This window comes from Pseudomonas sp. R3-41 (assembly GCF_054161485.1).
Map to the genome: position 1 here is coordinate 5877358 of NZ_CP096421.1, position 26383 is coordinate 5903740.

Annotated in this window: 22 protein-coding genes; 14 read left to right on the forward strand and 8 right to left on the reverse strand. The window is 60.1% G+C overall.

The window, feature by feature from the left end; genetic code table 11:
- Positions 1 to 85: 85 nt before the first annotated feature.
- Both M1D99_RS25450 and M1D99_RS25455 read right to left on the reverse strand, forming a co-directional pair.
- Positions 86 to 646 (reverse strand): response regulator transcription factor, encoded by a 561-nt coding sequence (locus M1D99_RS25450; RefSeq protein WP_003177957.1) that lies wholly within the window; start codon positions 644 to 646, stop codon positions 86 to 88.
- Complete coding sequence (locus M1D99_RS25455; RefSeq protein ID WP_186710791.1) at positions 643 to 1902, reverse strand: ATP-binding protein; 1260 nt, start codon at positions 1900 to 1902, stop codon at positions 643 to 645. Before M1D99_RS25455 ends, M1D99_RS25450 begins: the two co-directional genes overlap by 4 nt.
- Positions 1903 to 2234: 332 nt before the next feature.
- Here M1D99_RS25455 and M1D99_RS25460 point away from each other — a divergent pair, with 332 nt between their 5' ends.
- Positions 2235 to 2951, forward strand: coding sequence for an SIMPL domain-containing protein (locus tag M1D99_RS25460; protein ID WP_434572341.1), 717 nt, complete (start codon positions 2235 to 2237; stop codon positions 2949 to 2951).
- Positions 2952 to 3160: 209 nt separating this feature from the next.
- Here M1D99_RS25460 and M1D99_RS25465 read toward each other — a convergent pair whose 3' ends face one another.
- The gene (locus tag M1D99_RS25465; protein WP_434572343.1) at positions 3161 to 3544 is read right to left on the reverse strand and encodes a DUF6124 family protein; all 384 of its coding nucleotides are present in this window, start codon (positions 3542 to 3544) and stop codon (positions 3161 to 3163) included.
- Positions 3545 to 4670: 1126 nt separating this feature from the next.
- Here M1D99_RS25465 and M1D99_RS25470 point away from each other — a divergent pair.
- From M1D99_RS25470 to M1D99_RS25505, 8 genes are all read left to right on the forward strand, one after another.
- A complete protein-coding gene (locus tag M1D99_RS25470; protein WP_458130947.1) occupies positions 4671 to 6296 on the forward strand; it encodes an ABC transporter substrate-binding protein in 1626 nt (541 codons plus the stop codon).
- Between the two features lie 394 nt (positions 6297 to 6690).
- Positions 6691 to 8292 carry an ABC transporter substrate-binding protein gene (locus M1D99_RS25475; protein ID WP_458130948.1) on the forward strand — a complete coding sequence of 534 codons (1602 nt, stop codon included), beginning with the start codon at positions 6691 to 6693 and terminating at the stop codon, positions 8290 to 8292.
- 169 nt (positions 8293 to 8461) lie between these two features.
- Positions 8462 to 9877 carry an OprD family porin gene (locus M1D99_RS25480; RefSeq protein ID WP_434572347.1) on the forward strand — a complete coding sequence of 472 codons (1416 nt, stop codon included), beginning with the start codon at positions 8462 to 8464 and terminating at the stop codon, positions 9875 to 9877.
- 75 nt (positions 9878 to 9952) lie between these two features.
- Positions 9953 to 11548, forward strand: a complete 1596-nt coding sequence (locus M1D99_RS25485; RefSeq protein ID WP_458130949.1) for an ABC transporter substrate-binding protein — start codon at positions 9953 to 9955, stop codon at positions 11546 to 11548.
- Positions 11549 to 11622: 74 nt separating this feature from the next.
- The gene (locus M1D99_RS25490; protein ID WP_053118417.1) at positions 11623 to 12633 is read left to right on the forward strand and encodes an ABC transporter permease subunit; all 1011 of its coding nucleotides are present in this window, start codon (positions 11623 to 11625) and stop codon (positions 12631 to 12633) included.
- 10 nt (positions 12634 to 12643) lie between these two features.
- The gene (locus M1D99_RS25495; RefSeq protein ID WP_458130950.1) at positions 12644 to 13555 is read left to right on the forward strand and encodes an ABC transporter permease subunit; all 912 of its coding nucleotides are present in this window, start codon (positions 12644 to 12646) and stop codon (positions 13553 to 13555) included.
- A 10-nt stretch (positions 13556 to 13565) separates the two neighbouring features.
- Positions 13566 to 14534, forward strand: a complete 969-nt coding sequence (locus M1D99_RS25500; protein WP_458130951.1) for an ABC transporter ATP-binding protein — start codon at positions 13566 to 13568, stop codon at positions 14532 to 14534.
- Positions 14534 to 15520 (forward strand): peptide ABC transporter ATP-binding protein, encoded by a 987-nt coding sequence (locus M1D99_RS25505; RefSeq protein WP_458130952.1) that lies wholly within the window; start codon positions 14534 to 14536, stop codon positions 15518 to 15520. The genes M1D99_RS25500 and M1D99_RS25505 overlap by 1 nt, the downstream gene beginning before the upstream one ends.
- Positions 15521 to 15746: 226 nt before the next feature.
- Here M1D99_RS25505 and M1D99_RS25510 read toward each other — a convergent pair whose 3' ends face one another.
- From M1D99_RS25510 to M1D99_RS25530, 5 genes are all read right to left on the reverse strand, one after another.
- Positions 15747 to 16022 (reverse strand): hypothetical protein, encoded by a 276-nt coding sequence (locus tag M1D99_RS25510; RefSeq protein WP_434572356.1) that lies wholly within the window; start codon positions 16020 to 16022, stop codon positions 15747 to 15749.
- A 419-nt stretch (positions 16023 to 16441) separates the two neighbouring features.
- The gene (locus M1D99_RS25515) at positions 16442 to 17494 is read right to left on the reverse strand and encodes an RHS repeat-associated core domain-containing protein (protein WP_458130953.1); all 1053 of its coding nucleotides are present in this window, start codon (positions 17492 to 17494) and stop codon (positions 16442 to 16444) included.
- Positions 17495 to 18142: 648 nt separating this feature from the next.
- Complete coding sequence (locus M1D99_RS25520) at positions 18143 to 19732, reverse strand: peptide chain release factor 3 (protein WP_458130954.1); 1590 nt, start codon at positions 19730 to 19732, stop codon at positions 18143 to 18145.
- Between the two features lie 214 nt (positions 19733 to 19946).
- Positions 19947 to 20276, reverse strand: a complete 330-nt coding sequence (locus M1D99_RS25525; RefSeq protein ID WP_186729511.1) for an XRE family transcriptional regulator — start codon at positions 20274 to 20276, stop codon at positions 19947 to 19949.
- A gap of 4 nt (positions 20277 to 20280) precedes the next feature.
- Complete coding sequence (locus tag M1D99_RS25530; RefSeq protein WP_434572362.1) at positions 20281 to 20637, reverse strand: type II toxin-antitoxin system RelE/ParE family toxin; 357 nt, start codon at positions 20635 to 20637, stop codon at positions 20281 to 20283.
- A gap of 421 nt (positions 20638 to 21058) precedes the next feature.
- On the opposite strand from M1D99_RS25530, the gene M1D99_RS25535 reads away from it, so the two are divergent.
- From M1D99_RS25535 to M1D99_RS25555, 5 genes are all read left to right on the forward strand, one after another.
- Positions 21059 to 21775 carry an ABC transporter permease subunit gene (locus M1D99_RS25535; RefSeq protein ID WP_207963293.1) on the forward strand — a complete coding sequence of 239 codons (717 nt, stop codon included), beginning with the start codon at positions 21059 to 21061 and terminating at the stop codon, positions 21773 to 21775.
- A gap of 24 nt (positions 21776 to 21799) precedes the next feature.
- Positions 21800 to 22702, forward strand: a complete 903-nt coding sequence (locus tag M1D99_RS25540; protein ID WP_458130955.1) for a glycine betaine ABC transporter substrate-binding protein — start codon at positions 21800 to 21802, stop codon at positions 22700 to 22702.
- A gap of 15 nt (positions 22703 to 22717) precedes the next feature.
- The gene (locus tag M1D99_RS25545; protein WP_030139812.1) at positions 22718 to 23371 is read left to right on the forward strand and encodes an ABC transporter permease; all 654 of its coding nucleotides are present in this window, start codon (positions 22718 to 22720) and stop codon (positions 23369 to 23371) included.
- Positions 23368 to 24525, forward strand: a complete 1158-nt coding sequence (locus M1D99_RS25550; protein WP_458130956.1) for an osmoprotectant ABC transporter ATP-binding protein OsmV — start codon at positions 23368 to 23370, stop codon at positions 24523 to 24525. Before M1D99_RS25545 ends, M1D99_RS25550 begins: the two co-directional genes overlap by 4 nt.
- Positions 24526 to 25009: 484 nt before the next feature.
- Entirely contained in the window at positions 25010 to 26173 is a 1164-nt protein-coding gene (locus M1D99_RS25555) for a type III PLP-dependent enzyme (protein ID WP_186706001.1), read from the forward strand.
- Positions 26174 to 26383 lie beyond the last annotated feature (210 nt).

Here is a 26383-nt window from a genome sequence, read left to right on the forward strand (position 1 = left end):
GGCTCATAGGAGAAAAAACTCGGGCCGATCATAAAGCAACGGCCCGATGTGTCGCGAGGGTGGACAGCATTTGTTCAGCGCAGGTTCAGCGACGCACAGGACGCTTTTGCAATTTGCGCTGCAAGGTCCGCCGATGCATGCCCAAGGCGCGGGCGGTGGCGGAGATATTGCCTTCGTGCTCGGTCAGCACGCGCTGGATGTGTTCCCATTGCAGGCGATCCACCGACATGGGGTTTTCCGGCACCAGGGTGTCGAGGTCGGCGTGTTCGGACAACAGCGCCGCCAGCACGTCATCGGCATCCGCTGGTTTGCACAGGTAATTGCAAGCGCCGCGCTTGATGGCCTCGACCGCGGTGGCGATGCTCGAATAACCGGTGAGGATCACCACGCGCATCTCCGGGTCCAGCTCCAGCAGTTTGGGCAGCAGTACCAGGCCCGAATCGCCGTCCATCTTCAGGTCGAGGGCGGCGTAGTCCGGCAGGTCGGCCTGGGCGATGGTCAGGCCCTCCTCGGCAGAACCTGCAGTGCTCACGCGAAAACCGCGACGGGACATGGCCCGGGCCATGACGCGGGTGAAGGTGGCGTCGTCGTCCACCAGCAGCAGGTGCGGCAGTTCTTCGCCGTCGACTTGGATCTCGTCACTCATGTTTCGTCTCCTCGGTCGGCATGGGGCAGGCGCAGCTCGGTGAGCGTGCCGCCTTCCTCATGGGGGTAGAGTTTCACCGAGCCGCCGGCGCGTGTCACGCTGGCTTTGCTCAAGAACAGGCCCAGGCCGAAACCCTTGCCCTTGGTCGTGAAAAACGGTTTGCCGATCTGCTCGGCAATCGCCAGCGGCACACCGGCGCCGTGGTCGCGGATACAGATCGTCAATTCATAGGCATCCCAATCCAATACCACTTCCAAACCTTCGGGGCAGGCGTCGGCGGCATTGTTCAACAGATTCAGCAGCGCTTGGGTCAAGTCCGGCGGCGGCGCCATGCGCGGCACTGTGCCCTTGCCCAGGCACTGGAAGCGATAACTGGCCTCCGGACGCATCAAATGCCAGCGATTCAGGGCATCATCGAGCCAGAAGGTGACCGCCTGCATGTCGATGTCCAGCCGGCGGTTGGCCTCGGCGGCGCGCACCAGGTATTGCAGGGTTTCCTTGCAGAGCTTGACCTGGTCCTGCAGCACGCCGAGGTCTTCCTGCAACGCCGGGTCTTTATGATCCTGGCGCATTTCCTTGAGCAGCACACTCATGGTCGCCAGCGGCGTGCCCAACTCATGGGCGGCACCGGCGGCCTGGGTCGCCACGGCCAATAGTTGCTCGTCCCGCAGGCCTTCTTCGCGGCGGATCGCCCGCAGCTCCTCCTGGCGACGCAGCTCCTCGGCCATGCGCGCGGCAAAAAACGTGATGACCGCCGCGGCCAGGGCGAAACTCAGCCACATACCGTAGATCTGCAGGTTTTCCCGGGCGATGGGGAAGGTTTCCAGCGGATAGAAACGCGCCAGCAGCAAGGTGTACAGCGCCAAGGCGATGCCGGAAAGGATGAGCGAATACCGCCACGGCAACGTCACGGCGGCGATGGTCAGCGGCACCAGGTAATAGGAGACAAAAGGATTGGTGGAGCCGCCGGAGAAATACAGCAGCGCACTGTGGATAAACAGATCGCAGGCCAGCTGTACGGCGTATTCAAGCTCGGTCACCGGCCAGGACGCGCGCAGGCGAATCGCCGTCAGCGCGCACAGCACGCTGGAACAGACCAGGGTGATCGCCAGTTGCAGCCAGGGCAGCGGCAGCAGGTCGAACCAATAGGCGAGCCCCACGGAACCGGCCTGGGCCGCCAGGACCAGGATGCGGATGAATGTCAGGCGCCAGAGGTTCTGGCGAGAGGCGGAAGTCATTTGCAAGGGGGCGAGCATGAGCTCTCCTGATGAGCGCTCCAGGCGGATCGCACGGAGTATAACCAAGGCGGGGGTTGCAGCGGCAGATATGCGGCAAAGCGCCACAGCCCCGCATGCTACCTATAACCCCCTGTGGCGAGGGAGCTTGCTCCCGCTGGACTGCGCAGCAGGCCCAAAAGACTACGACTGCTACGCAGCCGAGCGGGAGCAAGCTCCCTCGCCACAAAAGCTCCACCAACCTTCGCATCTGTATAGAAGTTGTAACTGTGCGAACCCAACCATAAACGCTAGAGTCTTATCGTTCACGCAGGCCCGGAACCAACCCCTGCGCATCATCCCAAGGAGCTTTCATGCACACGTTCAGTCGCCCCGCCGCCCTGCTCGCCCTCAGCCTCGGCACCGTCGCCAGCCTGCCGGCCCTGGCCGCCGATGAGCTGCACTACAACCAGATCTCCCTGCGCGCCGAAGCCAGCCAGGAAGTGGCCCGCGACCTGATGATCGTCACCCTCTACACCGAAGAACAGAACACCGACCCGGCCAAACTCGCCGCCGCTGTCAGCACCACCCTGAACAAAGCCATCGGCCAGGCCAAACAGGTCAAGGGCATCAACTTGAGCCAGGGCAGCCGCAACAGCTACCCGATCTACGACAACAAAGGTGGGAAAATCACCGGTTGGCGCGAACGCGCGGAACTGCGCCTGGAAAGCGCCGACTTCGCCGCCCTGTCCACACTCACCGGCGAACTGCTGGGCGGCATGAAAATGGCCGGCATGGACTTCGCCATCGCCACCGCCACCCGCCAGACCAGCGAGGACGCCCTGCTCAAGGACGCCGTCAACGCCTTCAAGGCCCGCGCCCAACTGGCCACTGAAGCCTTGGGCGGCAAGGGTTATAAAATCGTCAACCTGAACTTCAACACCAACGGTTATCCACAACCGTACATGCGCCCGCAGATGATGATGAAAGCGGCGTCGATGGATGCCGAGTCGGTGACGCCTGAGGTGGAAGCGGGCACCAGCAAGGTGACGATGACGGCGGATGGGGCGATTGAGGTGTTGATGCAGTGATGATGGACAGCGGGTTCAGCCAGCTTCGTACTGGCTGAACCCTGAAGCCCTGCGACAAAAAACAACCCCCCGTGGCGAGGGAGCTTGCTCCCGCTGGGCTGCGCAGCAGCCCCAAACCTGACACCTCGGTGTATCAGATGGATACAGTTGCCGCTGTTGGGGCCGCTTCGCGCCCCAGCGGGAGCAAGCTCCCTCGCCACAGGGGGTTGTCACGGTGCAGGGCTGGCCGGTGCTTCGAGCTGATCCAACGCCTTGTCCACCAGCAACTGGCACAACTCCACCAACTGATGAATCCCCAGGGCCACGCTGCGTCGCGTGCCCTCCACTTCAAAGGCCAGGTCCTCGGCCATGGCTTTTATCGAGGCCAGGGTTTCGGAGGTGCTGGTCAGTAGTGTGTCGGCGTCGGCCTTGGCGGTGACGGAAAACAGGCTGTCGATTCGCTGATCGGTGCTTGGTTCTGGAGGTTTGGGGTTGAGGTAATGATTTAGGGCGCGCTCGGCGGCGGCGTGGTCTTTGAGTAGGTCTTCGATGGCGTCGAAGCCCGCCAATGGGTTTGTTCTGTTGAAGTTCGGTTCAGTCTTTCCTTCGTTCATGTGCATGCTCCTGATGAAATTGGAGCCATCACTTGCCGTTATGGTCGTGAGGCTTACGACCTATTAATTTCGGGTTCCCACTCCCGGTCGCTGTTTTGCAGCGACAGGAAAAAGGTTAGAGAACCCACTTCCGAGGGACAACCCTAAAAAGCTGTGGGATGTTTCGTTTCGAGGCCGGTGATCCTTCCGACATAAATGCATGACTCATCACACTTACTGGCGCTGCAACCCCCGTGGCGAGGGAGCTTGCTCCCGCTGGGCTGCGCAGCAGCCCCCAAACCTGACGCCTCGGTACGTCAAATGGATGCAGTCGCTGCTGTTGGGGCCGCTTCGCGCCCCAGCGGGAGCAAGCTCCCTCGCCACGGGTTTGGTGGTCGGCGGGACATAGGCATATTGCTTCGACCTCTGAAATGACCAGCCTTCACACCTGGGCTTTCAGGCCACCTTCGCGAACAAACCCACACACAACTGATCGGGTACATTCGTGAGAGATAGGCCGGCTACTAGGCCGCCTTCGCGAGCAGGCTCGCTCCCACAATGGATTGGGATATGACCGGGAGAGCCAGGTCGGCTACCAGGCCGCCTCGCGAGCAAGCTTTGCTCCCACAGATCCGACGACGTATGACTGGAAGAATCAGGTCAGCTTCCAGGCCGCCTCGCCCCGAAGCATACGCAAACTCCCAGGCGCCACTCCAGAAAGCCAAAGGTTGCGCCAGGCGCCACCCTCGACCCATGGGCAATGCCGGTGCATCGATTGAACCCTGGACCGAAGATAACGGCGCCTCCGGCAGCGATAAACAAAAAGGGGCCGGATCTCAAACTCAGCCCATTCAGCCCTATCCCCCTCTACGACGTGGGTTTGAAGAGGTAAAACCCGCCCCCTACCGGTGCGCCAAAGCCACGCAGCGCACCGGGAAAGGGCGCCAATCGCCCTTAAAAAACGCGCGCAAACGATCAAATGCGTCAGAAGTTACACAGATGCGACATTAAGGTACGTTCGTGCCACTGTTTCAGACTTGAAACCGCTCTGGATCTTGCATTGGGTATGGGGCCTGCATAAGTATCCGCAGGACGACTCACGAGGTCGCCCTCAAATCCAAAAATGACAACAAATCATGAGGCCAACATGCTTAAACACGCGGTCATTCCGTTTTTAGTCGGTGCAGGCTTGTTAGCCAGCGCTCCCTTCGCTTCCGCCGCGACTAACCTGGTGTTCTGCTCCGAAGGCAGCCCGGCCGGCTTCGACCCTGGTCAGTACACCACCGGAACCGACTTCGACGCCTCTGCAGAGACCATGTTCAACCGCCTGACCCAGTTTGAGCGCGGCGGCACCGCCGTGATTCCTGGCCTGGCCACCAAGTGGGACATTTCCGAAGACGGCCTCACCTACACCTTCCATCTGCGTGAAGGCGTCAAGTTCCACACCACCTCGTACTTCAAGCCGACCCGCGAATTCAACGCCGACGACGTGCTGTTCACGTTCAACCGCATGATCAACAAGGACGACCCTTTCCGTAAGGCGTACCCGACCGAATTCCCGTACTTCACCGACATGGGGATGGACACCAACATCACCAAGATCGATAAAATCGACGACCACACCGTCAAGTTCACCCTCAAAGATGTCGACGCTGCGTTCATCCAGAACCTGGCCATGAGCTTCGCCTCGATCCAGTCCGCCGAGTACGCTGCCCAGTTGCTCAAGGATGGCAAGGCCCCGGACATCAACCAGAAGCCGGTCGGCACTGGCCCATTCGTGTTCAAGAGCTACCAGAAAGACTCCAACATCCGCTACACCGGGAACAAGGACTACTGGAAGCCTGAAGACGTGAAGATCGACAACCTGATCTTCGCCATCACCACCGACCCGTCGGTGCGCATGCAGAAACTCAAGAAAAACGAATGCCAGATCACCCTCTTCCCACGCCCGGCCGACCTCAAGGCCCTGAAGGAAGACAAGGCACTGAAGATGCCTGACCAGGCGGGTTTCAACCTGGGCTACATCGCCTACAACGTGATGGACAAGATCAAGGGCAGCAACGAGCCGAACGTGCTGGCTGACCTGAAAGTCCGCCAGGCGTTGGACATGGCGGTCAACAAGCCGCAGATCATCGATTCGGTCTACCAGGGCGCCGGCCAGTTGGCTGTCAACGCCATGCCGCCAACCCAATGGTCCTACGACACCACCATCAAGGATGCCAAGTACGATCCTGAGAAAGCCAAGGAGCTGCTCAAGGAAGCCGGCGTCAAGGAAGGCACCAACATCACCTTGTGGGCGATGCCGGTACAGCGTCCTTACAACCCGAACGCCAAGCTGATGGCCGAGATGCTGCAGTCCGACTGGAAGAAGATCGGCCTGAACGTCAACATCGTCAGCTACGAATGGGGCGAGTACATCAAGCGTTCCAAAGGTGGCGAGAACCAGGCGATGATCATTGGCTGGAGCGGCGACAACGGTGACCCGGACAACTGGCTCAACGTGCTGTTCGGCTGCGACTCGCTGGCCGGCAACAACTTCTCCAAATGGTGTGACAAGAAGTTCGACGGCCTCGTGAAAGAAGCCAAGCGCACCACCGACCAGGCCAAGCGCACCGAACTGTACAAACAGGCACAACACGTCCTCAAGGATGCCGTGCCGATGACACCTATCGCTCACTCGACGGTGTATCAACCCATGCGCGCCAACGTGCAGGACTTCAAGATCAGCCCATTTGGCTTGAACTCCTTCTACGGCGTCAGCGTCAGCAAATAAGGTGACCTGTGGCGAGGGAGCTTGCTCCCGCTGGGCCGGTCCGACGCCTCGGGCGTAGCGGCCCCTTTTTTAAGCGCGATGGTGTACCAACAACACCATCGCGAGCAGGGCTCGCTCCCACGGCATGCCGTTGCTTTAAGCCAAGACTCAGGAAATCGCCTACATCCAAAAGCACTGCGTACCACAGCAGTTGGTTTAGGACGTATCGCCTTTTCCCACAAGTCTTTCAGGCATTACGCATTTACCCCCAGGCCCACGACTCATACCGTCGGGGCCTGGACGGCTTGCTGATCCTGCGGCATCGCTACGCAATGGAATGAGCTCAGTGCGCCGGACCTGTCCCCGGAAGGACACCGGTTCACTGTCAAACACCCCGAACGAGAGAGGGAGCGTCATGCGCCATACCTTGGTTTTATCCGCATTGCTGGGCACCGGCCTGTTGGCCGCGACATCCGCCACCCAAGCCGCCGGCGGCAGCCTGGTGTTCTGTTCCGAAGGCAGCCCCGCCGGTTTCGACACCGCGCAGTACACCACCGCGACTGATAACGATGCCGCCGAACCGCTGTACAACCGCCTGGCCGAGTTCGAAAAAGGCGCGACCAATGTCGTCCCGGGCCTGGCGACAAGCTGGGACATTTCCGAAGACGGCTTGAAATACACGTTCCACCTACGCGAAGGAGTGAAGTTTCATACGACTGATTACTTCACGCCGACCCGGGATTTCAACGCCGACGACGTTCTGTTCACCTTCAACCGCATGCTCGATCCGCAGCATCCGTTCCGCAAGGCCTACCCCACCGAGTTCCCGTACTTCAACGGCATGAGCCTGAACAAGAACATCGCCAAGGTGGAAGCGACCGGGCCGCTGACGGTGGTGATGACCCTCAACAGCGTGGACGCCGCGTTCATCCAGAACATCGCCATGAGCTTCGCCGCGATCCTGTCGGCCGAATACGCCGACCAACTGCTCAAAAGTGGCAAGCCGAGCGACATCAACCAGAAGCCGATCGGCACCGGGCCGTTCGAATTCAAGAGCTATCAGAAAGACTCCAACATCCGCTACGTCGCCAACAAACAATACTGGGCGCCGGAACGGGTGAAGCTGAACAACCTGATCTTCTCCATCAACACCGATGCGTCGGTGCGGGTGCAGAAGCTCAAGGCCAACGAATGCCAGGTGACCCTGCACCCGCGTCCCGCCGACGTGCCGGCCTTGAAGAACGACTCCAAGCTGCAACTGATCGAGAAGCCCGGCTTCAACCTCGGCTACATCGCCTATAACACCCGCCACAAGCCGTTCGACCAGGTCGAAGTGCGCCGGGCGCTGGACATGGCGGTCAACAAGCAAGGCATTCTCAATGCTGTGTACCAAGGCGCGGGGCAACTGGCGCAAAACGCCATGCCGCCGACCCAGTGGTCCTACGACGACACCATCAAGGACACGCCCTACAACCCGGAAAAAGCCAAGGAGTTGCTCAAGGCCGCCGGCGTCAAGGAAGGCACCGAAATCACCCTTTGGGCCATGCCCGTGCAACGTCCGTACAACCCCAACGCCAAGTTGATGGCCGAGATGCTCCAGGCGGATTGGGCGAAGATCGGCCTGAAAGTGAAGATTGTCAGCTACGAATGGGGCGAGTACATCAAGCGCACCAAGAACGGCGAGCACGACATCAGCCTGATCGGTTGGACCGGCGACAACGGTGATCCGGACAACTGGCTGGGCACGCTGTACAGCTGCGATGCCATTGGCGGCAACAACTACTCCATGTGGTGTGACCAGGATTACGACAAGCTGATCAAGCAGGCCAAGGTCGTCACCGACCGCGACCAGCGCACCGTGCTCTACAAACAGGCCCAGCAGTTGCTCAAGCAGCAAGTGCCGATCACTCCTGTTGCCCACTCGACGGTCAACCAGCCGCTGAGTGCCAAAGTCGAAGGGTTCAAAGTCAGCCCCTTCGGTCGCAACGTGTTCTCGGGCGTCAGCCTGAACCCATAACCGTCTAGCCGCACAGCGAGGGCTTCCCTGGAAGCCCTCACGCAGACGTCTTGCCTGAATTCGTCGATCAGACGTGATGCAAACGTTTGCTAGCTGTGAATGAGTTGTAAACCGTTAGCCGAATCATCCAAAAGGATCGGCACAAAAAAAAGAAAAAGGAGCGTTACCGATGAAACTGAGCAGCACCGCGATACTGGCCTTGGCCATCAGCAGCATTACCGCAACGGCTTTCGCAGAATCCCAGAGCCAGGCGGTCACCCCGGTGACCCTCAAGACCACCAGCGAGCAAAGCGAAGCCAAGGGTTTCATCGACGGCCAATCCGTCACGGGCAGCACGCGCAACTGGTACGCCAACGAGCAATTCAAGCGCGGCACGAAACTCACCTATCGCAAGAACGGCGAAGCACGCGAGACCGACCGCCGGATCAACTGGCTGCAAGGCACCATCATCAAGTACAACTCGGGCTTCACTGAAGGCACTGTGGGCTTCAGCACCGAACTGGCCGCCTACAACGCCATCGCCCTGGACCAGGACCGCAAGGACCTGGCGTCCAACAACGGCGGTGCACCGACCACCCGCCCTGGCGCCGGCAACAACCGTACCCTGACCCGCGAAGGCGGCGACGCCGTGGGCCAGTGGAGCAAACTGGGCCTGGCCAACCTCAAGGCCCGCGTGTCCAACACCACCCTGACCGCCGGCCGCCAGAACTTCAGCAGCCCGATGGTCGACGTGATCGGCAACCGTGCCCTACCTTCAAGCTTCCAGGGTGTGAGCCTGCACAGCGAAGAATTCGAAAACCTGGCGTTCGACATCGCCACCTTCGACCGCAACTCGCCACGTACCGAACAGAGCCAGCGCAAGTTCCGCTCCGAATACGGTGACAGCAGCGTCGAGACCGATCACGTCAACACGGCCGGTATCACCTACCAGCCACTGGCCAGCCTGAAGACCAGCCTGTGGGCGACCGAAGCCGAGGATATGTGGAACCAGTACTACTTCGGTGCCACCCATGAACTGGGCGACAGCTCGGTGCTGAGCCTGACCACCGGCCTGAACTACTACAAGACCGTGGACTCGGGCAAAAGCAAGCTGGGCGAGATCGACAACGACACCTACTCCCTGTCGTTCGGCCTGACGCACCAGGCCCATAGCCTGACGTTCTCGTACCAGGAAGTGAACGGTAACGAGTACTTCGACTACCTGCACGAAACCAACGGCATCTACCTGGCCAACTCCCTGCTGTCGGACTTCAACGGCCCGAACGAGAAATCCTTCCAGATCGCCTACGGCCTGAACATGGCCGAATACGGCGTGCCAGGCCTGAAGTTCAACATCTACCAGGCTCGCGGCTGGGGCATCGACGGTACGCACTACAACAGCACCGGTTATAGCGACGTACGAGCCATGGACGGTGAGCACCACTACGAATACGGCGTCGGCGCGTCCTATGCCGTACAGAGCGGCCCTCTGAAAGCCACGGCGATCCGTGCGACCTACACCGCACACCGCGCCAGCGAAAACCAGGCCGACGGCAGCCTCAACGAGTTCCGCCTGGTCACCACCATTCCGTTCAACATTCTCTAAACTGCCACCGGGCGGTCGACTCACAAGGTCCCCCGCCCGGTCTTTTGCCAATTACCCGATTGCAGAGGATTGACGATGAACATGATTCCCCTACGCGCCGCCATCGCCGCCGCATTGCTGAGCGTCGCCGTTGGCGCCACGGCCAAACCCTTGGTGGTTTGCACAGAAGCCAGCCCGGAAGGCTTCGACATGGTCCAGTACACGACTGCAGTCACCGCCGATGCCGTGGCGGAAACCATTTTCAATCGCCTGGCCGATTTCAAGCCCGGCACCACTGAAGTGATTCCGGCCCTGGCCGAATCCTGGGACATCAGTGACGACGGCCTGACGTACACCTTCCACCTGCGCAAGGGCGTCAAGTTCCACACCACCGACTACTTCAAGCCGACCCGCGATATGAACGCCGACGACGTGGTCTGGAGCTTCCAGCGCCAGCTGGACCCGAACCACCCGTGGCACAAATTGTCGAGCGTGGGCTTTCCGTACTTTGAAAGCATGGGCTTCAAGGAACTGCTCAAGAGCGTCGAGAAAGTCGACGAACACACGGTCAAGTTCAGCCTGACCCGCCGCGAAGCGCCGTTCCTGGCCGACATCGCCATGGCCTTCTCCTCGATCTACCCGGCCGAGTACGCCGACCAGTTGCTCAAGGCAGGCAAGGCCGGCGACTTGAACAGCAAGCCGATCGGCACCGGCCCGTTCGTGTTCCAGCGCTATAACAAGGACGCCCAGGTTCGCTTCAAGGCCAACCCGGACTACTTCCGTGGCAAGCCGCCGGCCGATGCGCTGGTACTGGCCATCGCCACCGACAACAACGTGCGCATGCAGAAGCTCAAGACCAACGAGTGCCAGATCGCGCTGTACCCCAAACCCGATGACATCCCCAGCATCAAGAAAGACCCGAACCTGAAGGTCACCGAGCTGGACGCGATGACCGTCTCGTATACCGCGTTGAACACCAGCAAGAAGTACATGAGCGACGTGCGGGTGCGCAAAGCCATCGACCTGGCCTTCGACAAGGAAGCCTACGTCAACGCGCTGTTCGGCAAGGGCAACGCCACCGCGGCGGTCAACCCGTACCCGCCGACCCTGCTGGGCTTCAACCACGACCTGAAGAACCCGACCCGCGACCTGGACAAGGCGCGCCAGTTGCTCAAGGAAGCCGGCGTGCCGGAAGGCACCGTGTTCACCCTGTTCACCCGTAACGGCGGCGGCCCGACCAACCCCAATCCGATGCTCGGCGCGCAGATGATGCAGGCCGACCTGGCAAAAGTCGGGATCAAGGTCGACATCCGCGTGATGGAATGGGGCGAAATGCTCAAGCGCGCGAAAAACGGCGAGCACGACATGGTGTCCGCCGGATGGGCGGGCGACAACGGCGACCCGGATAACTTCCTGACGCCTATGCTCAGTTGCGAAGCCGCCAAGAACGGCGAAAACTACGCGCGCTGGTGCAATGAGAAATTCCAGGCGCTGCTCGACCAGGCACGCGCCACAGTGAACCCCGAGGAGCGCGCGAAGCTCTATGAGCAGGCCCAGGTGATTTTCAACCAGGACCAGCCATGGATCAGCATGGCCCACACCCGCATGTTCACGGCAATGCGCAACAACGTAGAGGGCTACGTGATTAGCCCGCTCACCACCAACAACTTCGCCACCACCCAGGTGAAGTAGATAAGAAAACGCCCGGCAACCTTCACCAAAGGATTGCCGGGCACGCCTAACCGGCTGATGAGGTACACCTGAAGATGTTTAGTTTTATTGCCCGCCGACTGGGATTATTGATCCCCACGTTCTTCGGCATCACCTTGCTGACCTTCGCGTTGATTCGCATGATCCCCGGCGACCCCGTGGAAGTGATGATGGGCGAACGTCGGGTCGATCCCGAAATGCATGCACAGGCAATGGAACGCCTTGGCCTCAACAAACCGCTGTATGCCCAGTACCTGGACTACATCGGCAAACTGGCCCAGGGCGATCTCGGCGAATCGCTGCGCACCCGTGAAAGCGTCTGGACCGAGTTCAGCTCCCTGTTTCCCGCGACCCTGGAACTGTCCATGGCCGCGCTGTTGTTCGCCGGTATCCTGGGCCTGCTGGCCGGGGTGATCGCGGCACTCAAGCGAGGATCCCTGTTCGACCATGGGGTGATGGGCATCTCCCTGGCGGGGTATTCGATGCCGATCTTCTGGTGGGGCCTGATCCTGATCATGTTCTTCTCGGTGTCCCTGGGCTGGACGCCGGTGTCGGGACGGATCGACCTGCTCTACGACATCGAGCCGAAAACCGGCTTCATGCTGATCGACACGCTGCTGGCCGATGAGCCGGGCGCGTTCCTCGATGCCCTGCATCACCTGATCCTGCCGGCCATCGTACTGGGCACCATTCCGCTGGCGGTGATCGCCCGCATGACCCGCTCTTCGATGCTCGAAGTGCTGCGTGAAGACTACATCCGCACCGCCAAGGCCAAGGGCCTGTCGCCGTCGCGCGTGGTGTTCGTGCATGGCCTGCGCAACGCGCTGATCCCGGTGCTGACGGTGGTCGGCCTGCAAGTCGGCACGCTGTTGGCCGGTGCGGTCCTGACCGAAACGATCTTCTCCTGGCCGGGCATCGGCAAGTGGCTGATCGAAGCCATCGGCGCCCGGGACTATCCCGTGGTGCAGAACGGCATCCTGTTAATCGCCTGCCTGGTGATTCTGGTCAACTTCGTCGTGGACATCCTCTACGGCTTTGCCAACCCACGCATCCGTCACCAGCGCTGAGATCAAGACCATGAGTACTCCAACTACCGCGGTAGCAGTCGATCAAAGCCTGCTGTACCCATCCCCGTACAAAGAATTCTGGCAGGCGTTTTCCCGCAACAAGGGCGCCGTGGCCGGGCTGCTGTTCATGATCCTGATCGTGTTCTGCGCGATCTTCGCCCCGTGGGTCGCGCCTCACGACCCGAGCGAGCAATACCGTGACTTCCTGCTGACGCCGCCGGCGTGGCTTGAGGGCGGGCAGATGCAATTCCTGCTGGGCACCGACGAGCTGGGCCGCGACCTGCTCTCGCGGCTGATCCAGGGCTCGCGACTCTCGTTGCTGATCGGCTTGTCGTCGGTGGTGATGTCGCTGATCCCGGGGATCCTGCTGGGCCTGTTTGCAGGGTTCTTTCCGCGCCTCCTCGGCCCGACCATCATGCGCCTGATGGACATCATGCTCGCCCTGCCGTCGCTGCTGCTGGCCGTGGCGATCGTCGCCATCCTCGGCCCAGGCCTGATCAACACCGTGATCGCCATCGCCATCGTCTCGCTGCCGTCCTACGTGCGCCTGACCCGCGCCGCCGTGATGGGCGAGCTGAACCGCGACTACGTGACCGCCGCTCGCCTGGCCGGCGCCGGCCTGCCGCGCCTGATGTTCATCACCGTGCTGCCCAACTGCATGGCACCGCTGATCGTCCAGGCGACCTTGAGCTTTTCCTCGGCGATCCTCGACGCCGCCGCCCTGGGTTTCCTCGGCCTCGGCGTGCAGCCACCGACCCCTGAGTGGGGCACCATGCTGGCCTCGGCCCGCGACTACATCGAACGCGCCTGGTGGGTCGTGAGCCTGCCTGGCTTGACCATTTTGCTCAGCGTGCTGGCAATCAACCTGATGGGCGACGGGCTGCGCGATGCGCTGGACCCGAAACTCAAGAATGCCGCCTGAGGAGATTCCCATGTCACTGCTAGAAATCAAGAATCTCAACGTCCGCTTCGGCGACGCCACCGCCGTGCCGGTGGTCGACGGCCTCGACCTGAGCGTGGACAAAGGCGAAGTATTGGCGATCGTCGGCGAATCGGGCTCGGGTAAATCCGTGACCATGATGGCGCTGATGGGGTTGATCGAGCACCCTGGCATCGTCACCGCCGATGCGCTGAACTTCGACGGCAAGAACATGCTCAAGCTGAGCAACCGCCAGCGCCGGCAGATCGTCGGCAAGGACCTGGCGATGGTCTTCCAAGACCCGATGACCGCGCTCAACCCCAGCTACACCGTGGGTTTCCAGATCGAAGAAGTGCTGCGCCTGCACCTGAAGATGTCCGGCAAGGCCGCCCGCAAGCGTGCCATCGAGCTGCTGGAAAAAGTCGAGATCCCCGGCGCCGCCAGCCGTATGGACGCCTACCCGCATCAACTGTCCGGCGGCATGAGCCAGCGCGTGGCGATTGCCATGGCGATTGCCGGCGAGCCGAAACTGTTGATCGCCGACGAACCGACCACCGCCCTGGACGTGACCATCCAGGCGCAGATCATGGACCTGCTGCTGGCCCTGCAAAAAGAGCAGAACATGGGCCTGGTGCTGATCACCCACGACCTCGCCGTCGTCGCTGAAACCGCCCAGCGCGTGTGCGTGATGTACGCCGGCCAAGCCGTGGAAGTGGGCCAGGTGCCGCAGCTGTTCGACATTCCGGCTCATCCGTACAGCGAAGCGCTGCTGGCGGCGATCCCCGAACACAGCATGGGCGCCGAGCGCCTGGCGACCTTGCCCGGCATCGTGCCCGGTCGCTACGACCGTCCGCAAGGCTGCCTGCTGTCGCCGCGCTGCCCGTACGTGCAGGACAACTGCCGTCAACAACGCCCGGCCCTCGATCCGAAATCCAACAGCCTCGCCCGCTGCTTCTACCCGTTGAACCAGGAGGTGGCGTGATGGCCGTCGTACTTACCGCCCGTGACCTGACCCGTCATTACGAAGTGTCCCGTGGCATGTTCAAGGGCCATGCGACCGTGCGCGCCCTCAACGGTGTGTCGTTCGAACTGGAAGCCGGCAAGACCCTGGCCGTGGTGGGCGAATCCGGTTGCGGCAAGTCCACCCTCGCCCGGGCCCTGACGCTGATCGAAGAGCCGTCCGCCGGCTCCTTGAAAATCGCCGGCCAGGAAGTGGCCGGCGCCAACAAGGCCGAACGCAAGCAACTGCGCAAAGACGTGCAGATGGTCTTCCAGAGCCCTTACGCGTCCCTCAACCCGCGGCAGAAAATCGGTGATCAACTGGCCGAGCCATTGCTGATCAACACCAGCCTGTCGGCTACCGAGCGGCGGGAAAAAGTCCAGGCGATGATGAAGCAGGTGGGCTTGCGCCCCGAGCATTACCAGCGCTACCCGCACATGTTCTCCGGCGGCCAGCGCCAGCGCATCGCCCTGGCCCGCGCCATGATGCTGCAACCCAAGGTGCTGGTGGCGGACGAACCGACGTCGGCGCTGGACGTGTCGATCCAGGCCCAGGTGCTGAACCTGTTCATGGACCTGCAGCAGGAATTCAACACTGCCTACGTGTTCATCTCCCACAACCTGGCGGTGGTGCAACACGTGGCCGATGACGTGATGGTGATGTACCTCGGCCGCCCGGTGGAAATGGGCCCCAACGAGTCCATCTACAGCCGCCCGTTGCACCCGTACACCCAGGCGCTGCTGTCGGCCACCCCGACCATCCACCCGGACCCGAACAAGCCGAAGATCAAGATCGTCGGCGAACTGCCCAACCCGCTCAACCCGCCGTCCGGCTGCGCTTTCCACAAGCGCTGCCCGTATGCGACTGAGCGTTGCAAGACTGAAGAACCGGCGCTTCGCCCGCTCGATAACCGGCTGGTGGCGTGTCACTACGCCGAGCGCTTTCTAGACGGCGCGGCGGAAGGCTAAAAAGCAGCAAAGCACTTAAGGCAGAAAAGCCCTTGTGGCGAGGGAGCTTGCTCCCGCTGGGCCGCGCAGCGGACCCTCTTTTGGGCCTGCTGCGCAGGCCAGCGGGAGCAAGCTCCCTCGCCACAGGGGTAAATCTTCACCTTGGGCAGTGCACCCGGCATGAAAAACCCCTCCAGCCCCGACTGAGTATCAGTGGGGCTGGAGGGGTTTTCTTTAGGTCAGCAGTCTACGTCTGGCTATCGCCTTCGTCGGCATCGCCCTCACCACCATCACCGCTATCGCCACCGTCGTCGGTGTCCGGATCGTCTAGGGTCGAGTCATCATTATCCTGATCGCCTGGCTCCTCTGTGGTGGTCGCGGCAAGCATCAACCCACCCTGAACCACCGAGCCACTCGACGCGTGTTTCTCATGTTCATCACACTCGGCCCACGCCGCCGTGGAACCGAGGGACAGCATCACCAACACCTTCAGCAAAAACATCATGCGTAGCAGCTTGTTCATAACCCATTCCTTCTGTTCCGGATAAAGCCGGGGCCCGACGGTGCTCAAGAAAATCTAGTTCTGAACAGGCCAGTTCACCAGATAAGACGCCGCAGAACGACTGGAAATGCCCCGCCCAACAGAATGGTTTCGAATAAGGCTTATCTCAAAACCTACTAACCCCAAAAACCCTCGTGGGAGCGGGCTTGCTCGCGAAGAGGCCGGCACATCCAACATCCAGGCGAGCTGACCCACCGCTTTCGCGAGCAAGCCCCACAAGTTGGGTCCGCATGATACTGGCGCTAATACCTGGCTCGATCATCGGATTTCCTTGGGAAGGCAGTCTCCTGCCAAATGACCCTTTACATAAAACTATTTATCCCGTTAACAACTGCCTTGAACAACGCCGGCCACGTTTACCTGGGTTGGCGCCAGATAGGTTAGTTGCTCCTCCGCCATTGGAACGAATACGATATTTCAAACTCGACATTATTTCGGATATTGTTAACTCTTTCGTGTATACGTCTCACATCTTCAGCGGCCTCATGTACTACTGCAGCATGCATCTTAATGTCATCGACATCACGAACGCCTCTAGCGTTTTCCAGCTCCACACGAAGTTTCGCAATTTTCGGATCATTGCTCATGAAAGTGTCTACTTTTCTAGTCAAAGCCTGCTGACGTCTGCTAGTTAATAGTCCTGCCACTTTTGCGTTGATATGAGCTTCCCTCCGAGCGACCATATCTAAATCTATATTATTTGCCAATTCAAGCGCGGTTTTTTCCGAAAACTTTCTGTTCTTCGAGAGCCTAGCATACTTATGCGAAATACTATTTCTTCCGTATATTTTACCCGTGCCCCCCCCCAGCTTCACTGCGGTATAATCACCAACTGGTTTAAGAATCGACTTCTGCCGCCAAAAAAGATTACCTATGCCCTTGAATGGCGACATCCAGGAATGCCCAGACGGATCCGTTCTATTAACCGGGTCGCCCGTACAATACGCATAGGCGTTAATTCCACCATCACCAAATGGACTCTGGTTGTCAGGGCTATTAAAGCGCATCAGTACCGTGTTAAAAGCACGGTAGCCATTACCTAACAAATAAAATCCGCTGTTTTTATCGTAACGTTCCCCATTAAAACCCAGTACACGATGTGAAGCCTTGTCGATAGGACTGTAGCCGAACACGCTATATGCCGTTGCTTGCGGCTCTGTCTCGTTTGCCCTTAGGCTGAGAAGCGTCGAGCGTTTGTCATCATGAGCAATCAAGGTCGTTTCTTGGCCGCCCCCATTCGCTGTCTGTTGGCCAAGAAGAGCGCCTTGCGCTTCAAATACGCTGTGCACGACATCGTCCGCTACTTCAGTCGCAACACGGTCGCCGCGATGAAATATGCGGACGCTCGTACCGTCCGAATGCTTGACGCCCGTATGCCGGTCAATCGGGTCATAGCTATAGAAAACCTGGAAACCTTCTTTTTTTGAAGACATGTCTGCGCACCCGTCGATTGGAAACTTACGCGACATATAAACCAGTCTCCCGTCAACAGCCACTAGCAGAAGTACTAGGTTCCGTACGAAAGCCTGGTTTCGAATAAGCGCTATTTCCAAACAAACTAACGCCAGAACCCCCTGTGGGGCTTGCTCGCGACAGCGGCGTTACATCCAGCATCCAGCACGCTGCCCCATTGCTATAGCGAGCAGGCTCGCTCCCACAGGGAGTTATGGGTGACCGGGAGATTGAGGACTGACACAAAACCAGTGTGGGAGCGAGCCTGCTCGCGATGACGGTGGCACATCCAACCTCCAGGCAAGCTGACCCACCGCTTTCGCGAGCAAGCCCGCTCCCACAGGGACTATGGGTGACCGGGAGATTGAGGGCTGACACAAAACCAGTGTGGGAGCGAGCCTGCTCGCGATGACGGTGGCACATCCAACATCCAGGCAAGCTGACCCACCGCTTTCGCGAGCAAGCCCGCTCCCACAGGGGACTATGGGTGACCGGGAGATTGAGGGCTGACACAAAACCAGTGTGGGAGCGAGCCTGCTCGCGATGACAGCGGCACATCCAACATCCGGGCAAGCTGACCCACCGCTATCGCGAGCAAGCTCGCTCCCACAGTGGGTCACGCTTGATGCTTAGTGATGCTCCCGCGTCGCGCGGAATTTCACATCCGGCCAGCGCTCTTCCATCAGCGCCAGGTTCACCCGCGTAGGCGCCAGGTAGGTCAAATGCCCGCCGCCATCCAGCGCAAGGTTTTCCACGGCCTTGTTGGAGAATTCCTCGAGCTTTTTCTTATCACCACATTCAATCCAACGGGCGGAGTACACGGTGATCGGCTCGTAGGAGCATTCGACCTTGTATTCCTCTTTCAAGCGGCTGGCGACGACGTCGAACTGCAGCACACCGACGGCGCCGAGGATGATGTCATTGCTGCGCTCCGGGAAGAACACCTGGGTGGCGCCCTCTTCGGCCAGTTGCTGCAAACCTTGGCGCAGTTGCTTGGACTTGAGCGGGTCCTTCAGACGCACACGGCGGAACAGTTCCGGGGCGAAGTGCGGGATGCCGGTGAAGCCCAGGGCCTCGCCTTCGGTGAAGGTGTCGCCGATCTGGATGGTGCCGTGGTTGTGCAGGCCGATGATGTCACCGGCGAAGGCTTCTTCCAGTTGTTCGCGTTCCGAGGAGAAGAACGTCAGGGCGTCGCCGATGCGCACGTCCTTGCCGGTGCGCACGTGGCGCATCTTCATGCCTTTTTCGTATTTGCCGGAACAGATGCGCATGAAGGCGATGCGGTCGCGGTGCTTGGGGTCCATGTTCGCCTGGATCTTGAACACGAAGCCGGCGAACTTCTCTTCCACTGGCTCCACGGTACGCTCGTTGGCGACGCGAGGCAGCGGGCGCGGAGCCCAGTCGACCACTGCGTCGAGCACATGGTCCACGCCGAAGTTGCCCAGGGCGGTGCCGAAGAACACCGGGGTCAGCTGGCCGTCGAGGAATTCCTGCTGGTTGAATTCATGGCAGGCGCCCTGCACCAGTTCCAGTTGCTCGACAAAACGATCGTACTCGTCGCCCAGGTGGGCGCGGGCTTCGTCGGAGTCGAGCTTCTCGATGATCTTGACGTCGGTGCGCTCGTGCCCGTGACCGGCGGTGTAGACAATGATGTAGTCGTCGGCCAGGTGGTACACGCCCTTGAAGTCGCGGTAGCAACCGATCGGCCAGGTGATCGGCGCGGCCTTGATCTTCAGGACCGCTTCGATCTCGTCGAGCAGTTCGATCGGGTCGCGGATGTCACGGTCGAGTTTGTTGATGAAGCTGACGATCGGCGTGTCCCGCAGACGGCAGACGTCCATCAGCGCGATGGTCCGTGGCTCGACGCCCTTGCCGCCGTCGAGGACCATCAAGGCCGAGTCCACCGCGGTCAGGGTGCGGTAGGTGTCTTCGGAGAAGTCTTCGTGGCCCGGGGTGTCGAGCAGGTTGATCATGTGCTCGCGATACGGGAACTGCATGACCGACGTGGTAATGGAAATACCCCGTTGCTTTTCCATTTCCATCCAGTCGGAGGTGGCATGGCGGTCGGACTTGCGGGATTTCACCGTGCCGGCCACCGCAATCGCCTTGCCCATCAGCAAGAGCTTTTCGGTGATGGTGGTCTTACCGGCATCGGGGTGGGAAATAATGGCAAACGTGCGTCTGGCATTGACTTCATTGACAATTTTGCTGTCGGACATCGTTCAAAATCTCGATTGTGCATGCTGTTATGCACACACTGAAAAATTTGCTTTTGGCCGATTGCACAGGCCAGTACAGGGAACCGCGCATTGTAACAAAGGGCGGACGGGAGTGCTCGGTACGATGCCCGATAGCGCTTGGCTGGAACTGCGCACTCGCCGAAAGAGGTTGACTGGAAAACCAAAAGGCCATCCGTCTGGATGGCCTTTTTTCTTACTTGTAGTCCGCGTTCAAATCACGAAGACCTTCCAGCTTCACGGGGCCACGACCGGGAAGCCGGGCAACCAATTCCAGTGTCCCTCCCATAGCCTCAACGTATTCGCGCAGCGTAGAGAGCAGCATGTCGGTACGCTTCTCCACTTTAGAGACGTTGCCTTGCTTCATGTGGAGAAGACCGGCCATAGTCTCCTGCGTGAGATTCAGCTCCTTGCGCAGTTCCTGCAGGGTCATCTGTTCTGCAATGAGCTCTGCGCCGCGCTGTTCGATCTTCTGTCGACGGGCCGCGGGAAGCCCTTTCATAATCTCGTCGATTGACTTAGCCATTGCCTTACCCTTTCTTCAGTGTGCTTAGGTGCCGGTCAAAACGGACATCTGCTGTCTTGATCAAGTCCTTATAGAACTTCTTCTGGCTTCCGCCTGACTTGTCATCACCAATCAGCAGGACGGCTTTCCTTTCTGGATCGAACGCGAAGGCCACACGCCAGACCCCGTTATCAGCCTTGAAACGCAACTCTTTCATATTGGCGTGCTTTGAGCCGTTAAGCGTATCCACCTGCGGACGCCCCAGTTCCGGACCGAATCGCTCAAGTACCTTCATTTGGGCCAGCAGTTCATCCTGAACCGCCTCGGCCATGGCCTCGAATTCCGGTTCAAACTCATCACAAAGCTCGACAGTCCATGGCATTGCAAATATGTCCTTAAGAGAATATTCCGTCAAGTATATAATTCAATCCTGCCCGATCCCGGCCAATTCCATACGGCATGTTTGGTCATGGAAAATCGCCTGGCGGGTGACTCAAAAAAAGGGCAGAAACTATAGCCCAACGTGTGCCAGGCACCGAACCGTTGAGCACATCCAGGGTGGCCAGATCTTCCCTTACATGGGAACCTTTTGCCCCGTGGAGACGTCCACCCCCCTGATACGCGCAACCGTCAGGGCCTGAAAAATCAGCAAGTTAGCCTGACGAGGCTGCGCTCATGGCTCGCTTCGACGTCGTTTTACCGGCCTCGAAAAGAGCTGCTTCTCGCGAACGTTTTCCCGGCAACCCATGACGGTTTGTCGCTTGGGACAGCGTGCGCCGACTGAAAGACAAAGGAGTCCGCCTGTGGCTATCCGCTATGGCAAAGGGCTTATCGGGGGTGCGGTCGTCGTCGCCCTCCTGGCCCTGTTGGTCCACTGGATCGGCATCGATACGATCCAACGCTACCGCGACGATCTGCTGTTCTACCTGCAAGCGCACCTGATGCTTGTCCTGGCCTCCATGTTGGCGGCCCTGATTGTCGGCATCCCCGCCGGCATCGCCCTCAGCCGCCCCGGCATGGTCGGGCGCGCCGAACGCTTCATGCAAGTGTTCAACATCGGCAATACCGTGCCGCCCCTGGCTGTGCTGGCCATCGCCCTCGGCATCCTGGGCATCGGCAGCGGGCCCGCCATCTTCGCCCTGTTCCTCGCCTCGCTGTTGCCCATCGTACGCAACACCTATGAAGGCCTGAAGAATGTCCAGGGCTCCCTCAAGGAAGCCGCCGTCGGCATCGGCATGACCCCGCGCCAGGTGCTGTGGAAAGTCGAGTTGCCGAACGCCGTGCCGATCATCGTCGGTGGCGTGCGCGTAGCGTTGGCGATCAACGTCGGCACCGCCCCGCTGGCTTTCCTGATCGGTGCCAACAGCCTCGGCAGCCTGATCTTCCCTGGCATTGCCTTGAACAACCAGCCGCAATTGTTGCTCGGCGCCGCTTGCACGGCGCTGCTGGCATTGCTGCTCGACGGTCTGGTGACACTCGCCAGCCGCCTCTGGCTGGAACGTGGCTTGCGCCCGTCCTGAGCCTGGCTGGATAAAGGAATCGTTATGAAGAAGTTGAGCTTGATCCTGGGCTGCCTGTTGCTGTTCGCAGGTTTTGCCCAAGCCGCAGAAAAACCGCTGATCCGCCTCGGCGCCCGGGTATTCACCGAGCAGACCTTGCTGGCGGAAATCACCGCCCAATACCTGCGCAGCAAAGGCTACGACGCGCAGATTACCGGCGGCCTGGGCAGCAACCTGGCCCGCAGCGCCCATGAAACCGGGCAGTTGGACCTTCTGTGGGAATACACCGGCGTGTCACTGGTTTCCTACAACCATGTCACCGAGAAACTCGACAGCGCCCAGTCCTACGCTCGGGTGAAAGAACTCGACGCGAAAAAAGGCCTGGTCTGGCTCACGCCGTCGAAATTCAGCAACACCTACGCCTTGGCCCTGCCGGAGAAAGTCGCGAAGAAATACCCGCAGATCAATTCCATCAGCCAGTTGAACACCGTGTTGCAGGCCGAGGCCGACGAGAACCATCTGGTGGCCCTGGACACCGAGTTCGCCAATCGCTCCGACGGTCTGGCCGGCATGGTCGAACAGTACGACATGAACCTGACCCGCAAGAACATCCGGCAAATGGACGCGGGCCTGGTTTATACCGCCCTGCGCAACAGCCAAGTCTTCGCCGGCCTGGTCTACACCACCGACGGGCGCCTGAATGCGTTCAAATTGAAGCTGCTGGAAGACGACAAGCACTACTTCCCCGACTACACCGCCGCGCCGGTGGTACGCCAGGCATTCCTCGATACGCATCCGCAACTGGCCGCGCAGCTCAAGCCGCTGGCCGAGCTGTTTGATGACGCAACCATGCGCCAGCTCAACGCCCGGGTGGACGTCGATCACGAAAGCCCCTCGGCCGTTGCCGCCGATTTCCTGCGCCAGCATTCGCTGCTCTCAACCCAATGACCTGGAGGAAAAGCCATGGATTTTCTTGACGCCTTTTCCCATCTGGACTGGCCGCTGGTGCTGCACCTGACCTGGCAGCACATCACCCTGGTGGGCATCGCCGTGACCCTGGCGATTGTCATCGGTGTGCCACTGGGCATTTTCATGACCCGTTTCCCGGCGCTTGCCGGCCCTCTGCAAGCCAGCGCCACGGTGCTGCTGACGATCCCGTCAATCGCGCTGTTCGGCCTACTCTTGCCGTTCTACTCCAAGTTCGGCCAAGGCCTGGGGCCAATGCCGGCGATCACCGCGGTGTTTCTCTATTCGCTGTTGCCGATCATGCGCAACACCTACCTGGCCCTGACCGGCGTCGAACCGGGCATCCGTGAAGCCGCCCGCGGCATCGGCATGACCTTCGGCCAGCGCCTGCGCATGGTCGAACTGCCCATCGCCGTGCCGGTGATCCTGGCCGGCGTGCGCACCGCCGTGGTGATGAACATCGGCGTCATGACCATCGCCGCCACCATCGGCGCCGGTGGCCTGGGCGTGCTCATCCTCGCTTCCATCAGCCGCAGCGACATGTCGATGCTGATCGTCGGCGCCGTGCTGGTCAGCCTCCTGGCCATCTTCGCCGACCTGCTTCTGCAATGGCTGCAACGCTCGCTGACTCCAAAAGGACTCCTCAAATGATCGAACTTCAAAACCTCAGCAAAACCTTCAAGAGCAACGGCAAGGATGTAAAAGCCGTGGACTCGGTGAACCTGACCGTCAACGAAGGCGAGATCTGCGTGTTCCTCGGGCCGTCGGGCTGTGGCAAGAGCACCACGCTGAAGATGATCAACCGGCTGATCCCGCCGACCTCGGGCAAGGTCTTGATCAGCGGCGAAGACACCACCGGCCTCGACGAAGTGACCCTGCGCCGCAACATCGGCTACGTGATCCAGCAGATCGGCCTGTTCCCGAACATGACCATCGAGGAAAACATCACCGTGGTTCCGCGCCTGCTCGGCTGGGACAAGCAGAAATGCCACGACCGCGCCCGCGAATTGATGAGCATGATCAAGCTCGAACCCAAGCAATACCTGCATCGCTATCCCCGGGAGTTGTCCGGCGGCCAGCAACAACGAATCGGCGTGATCCGCGCCCTGGCGGCCGATGCGCCGCTGCTGCTGATGGATGAACCGTTCGGCGCGGTCGACCCGATCAACCGCGAGATGATCCAGAACGAGTTCTTCGAGATGCAACGGGCGCTGAACAAGACCGTGATCATGGTCAGCCACGACATCGACGAGGCCATCAAGCTGGGGGACAAGATCGCGATCTTCCGCGCCGGCAAGCTGGTGCAATGCGATCACCCGGACACGCTGCTGGCGCATCCGGCCGACGAGTTCGTCAGCAACTTCGTTGGTCAGGACAGCACGCTCAAGCGGCTGTTGCTGGTCAAGGCCGAAGACGCGGCGGACAACGCCCCGTCGGTCAGCCCCGAGACGCCGGTGGCCGAGGCGTTGGAACTGATGGACGAACACGACCGGCGCTACGTGGTGGTCACCTGTGCCGAGAACAAGGCCCTGGGTTACGTCCGCCGTCGCGACCTGCACCGCCAGACCGGCACGTGCGGACAATACCTGCGGGAATTCAACGCCACCGCCGCCTACGACGAACACCTGCGGATCCTGCTGTCGCGCATGTACGAGTTCAACCGCTCGTGGCTGCCGGTGCTGGACGCCGAGCGGGTGTTCCTTGGCGAAGTGACCCAGGAATCGATTGCCGAGTACCTGAGCTCGGGGCGCTCGCGCGGGGGCAAGACCAGCATTGTCTCGCCGGCCGAGACTGCCTCAGCCTAGTCAACGGCGACTGCCATTGTGGCGAGGGAGCTTGCTCCCGCTGGGTCGCGCAGCGGCCCCAAAAAAGCGATGAGCGCTTCGCACTCAAGCGGGAGCAAGCTCCCTCGCCACAAAGGCAAAAGCCATATCGAGCAGGCTCGAATACCAATCCGGGGGAACATCAACCTGTCACACCGGTCGGTTACATCATGAGCTGTCGCGGGCCGCACGACGGAGACGTGCAAAAACGCGACATTTTTAGTTGATCTCAGGCCCCTCACGCCCTAAAGTTCGCGCCGAACGTCCATGCTGGAAACGATCCATCCGGCTCAAGTACTGACGACGAGACAGCAAGGCCAAGGGAATCAAGCGTCCCATGGCCTTTTTGCTTTCGGCGACATGCCTTGGGAAGTAGGCGAACCAAAGTGGGGATACGGAGGACGTTCGCGAGGGTTGCTGCCCTCAAACCCATTGATCCTGATGTTTGCCAGTAGGAGTCCCAAGTATGTCGATCCAGGTCGAAGATTATTTCGCGCGCGAAACTTTTCAGAAAATGAAAGCGTTCGCCGACAAGCAGGAAACCCCGTTCGTGGTGATCGACACCGCGATGATCTCCCAGGCCTATGACGACCTGCGCGCCGGTTTCGAGTTCGCCAAGGTCTACTACGCCGTCAAGGCCAACCCGGCGGTGGAAATCATCGACCTGCTCAAGGGGAAAGGCTCGAACTTCGACATCGCCTCGATCTATGAGCTGGACAAGGTCATGAGCCGTGGCGTCGGCCCGGAGCAGATCAGCTACGGCAACACCATCAAGAAATCCAAGGACATTCGCTACTTCTACGAGAAGGGTGTGCGCCTGTACGCCACCGACTCCGAAGCCGACCTGCGCAACATCGCCAAGGCCGCGCCGGGCTCGAAGGTCTATGTGCGGATTCTCACCGAAGGCTCGACCACCGCTGACTGGCCGTTGTCGCGCAAGTTCGGCTGCCAGACCGACATGGCCATGGACCTGCTGATCCTGGCCCGCGACCTGGGCCTGGTGCCGTACGGCATTTCGTTCCACGTCGGCTCCCAACAACGCGACATCAGCGTCTGGGACGCGGCCATTGCCAAGGTCAAGGTGATCTTCGAGCGTCTGAAGGAAGAAGACGGCATCGTCTTGAAGCTGATCAACATGGGTGGCGGCTTCCCGGCCAACTACATCACCCGCACCAACAGCCTGGAAACCTACGCCGAGGAAATCATCCGTTTCCTCAAGGAAGACTTCGGCGACGACCTGCCGGAAATCATCCTGGAACCGGGCCGTTCGTTGATCGCCAACGCCGGTATCCTGGTCAGCGAAGTGGTGCTGGTGGCGCGCAAGTCCCGTACCGCCGTCGAGCGTTGGGTGTATACGGACGTGGGCAAATTCTCCGGCCTGATCGAAACCATGGACGAAGCCATCAAGTTCCCGATCTGGACCGAGAAGAAAGGCGAGATGGAAGAAGTGGTCATCGCTGGCCCGACTTGCGACAGCGCCGACATCATGTATGAGAACTACAAGTACGGGTTGCCGTTGAACCTGGCCATTGGTGATCGCCTGTATTGGCTGTCGACCGGGGCCTATACCACCAGCTATAGCGCGGTGGAATTCAATGGCTTTCCGCCGCTGAAATCGTTTTACGTGTGATGTGTTTGGGCGTTTGAGCTCGTAGCTCTTGCCCTGTTGCGTAATAAAAAACGGCGCTTTTCAGAAATGAAAGGCGCCGTTTTTTTTCCGGTCGCACTCCGCTCCAATCGTGGGAGCGAGCCTGCTCGCGAAGGCGGTGTTCCAGTCGGCGAAGATGTTGGATGTACCGGCCTCTTCGCGAGCAGGCTCGCTCCCACAGGATTTCGTCGC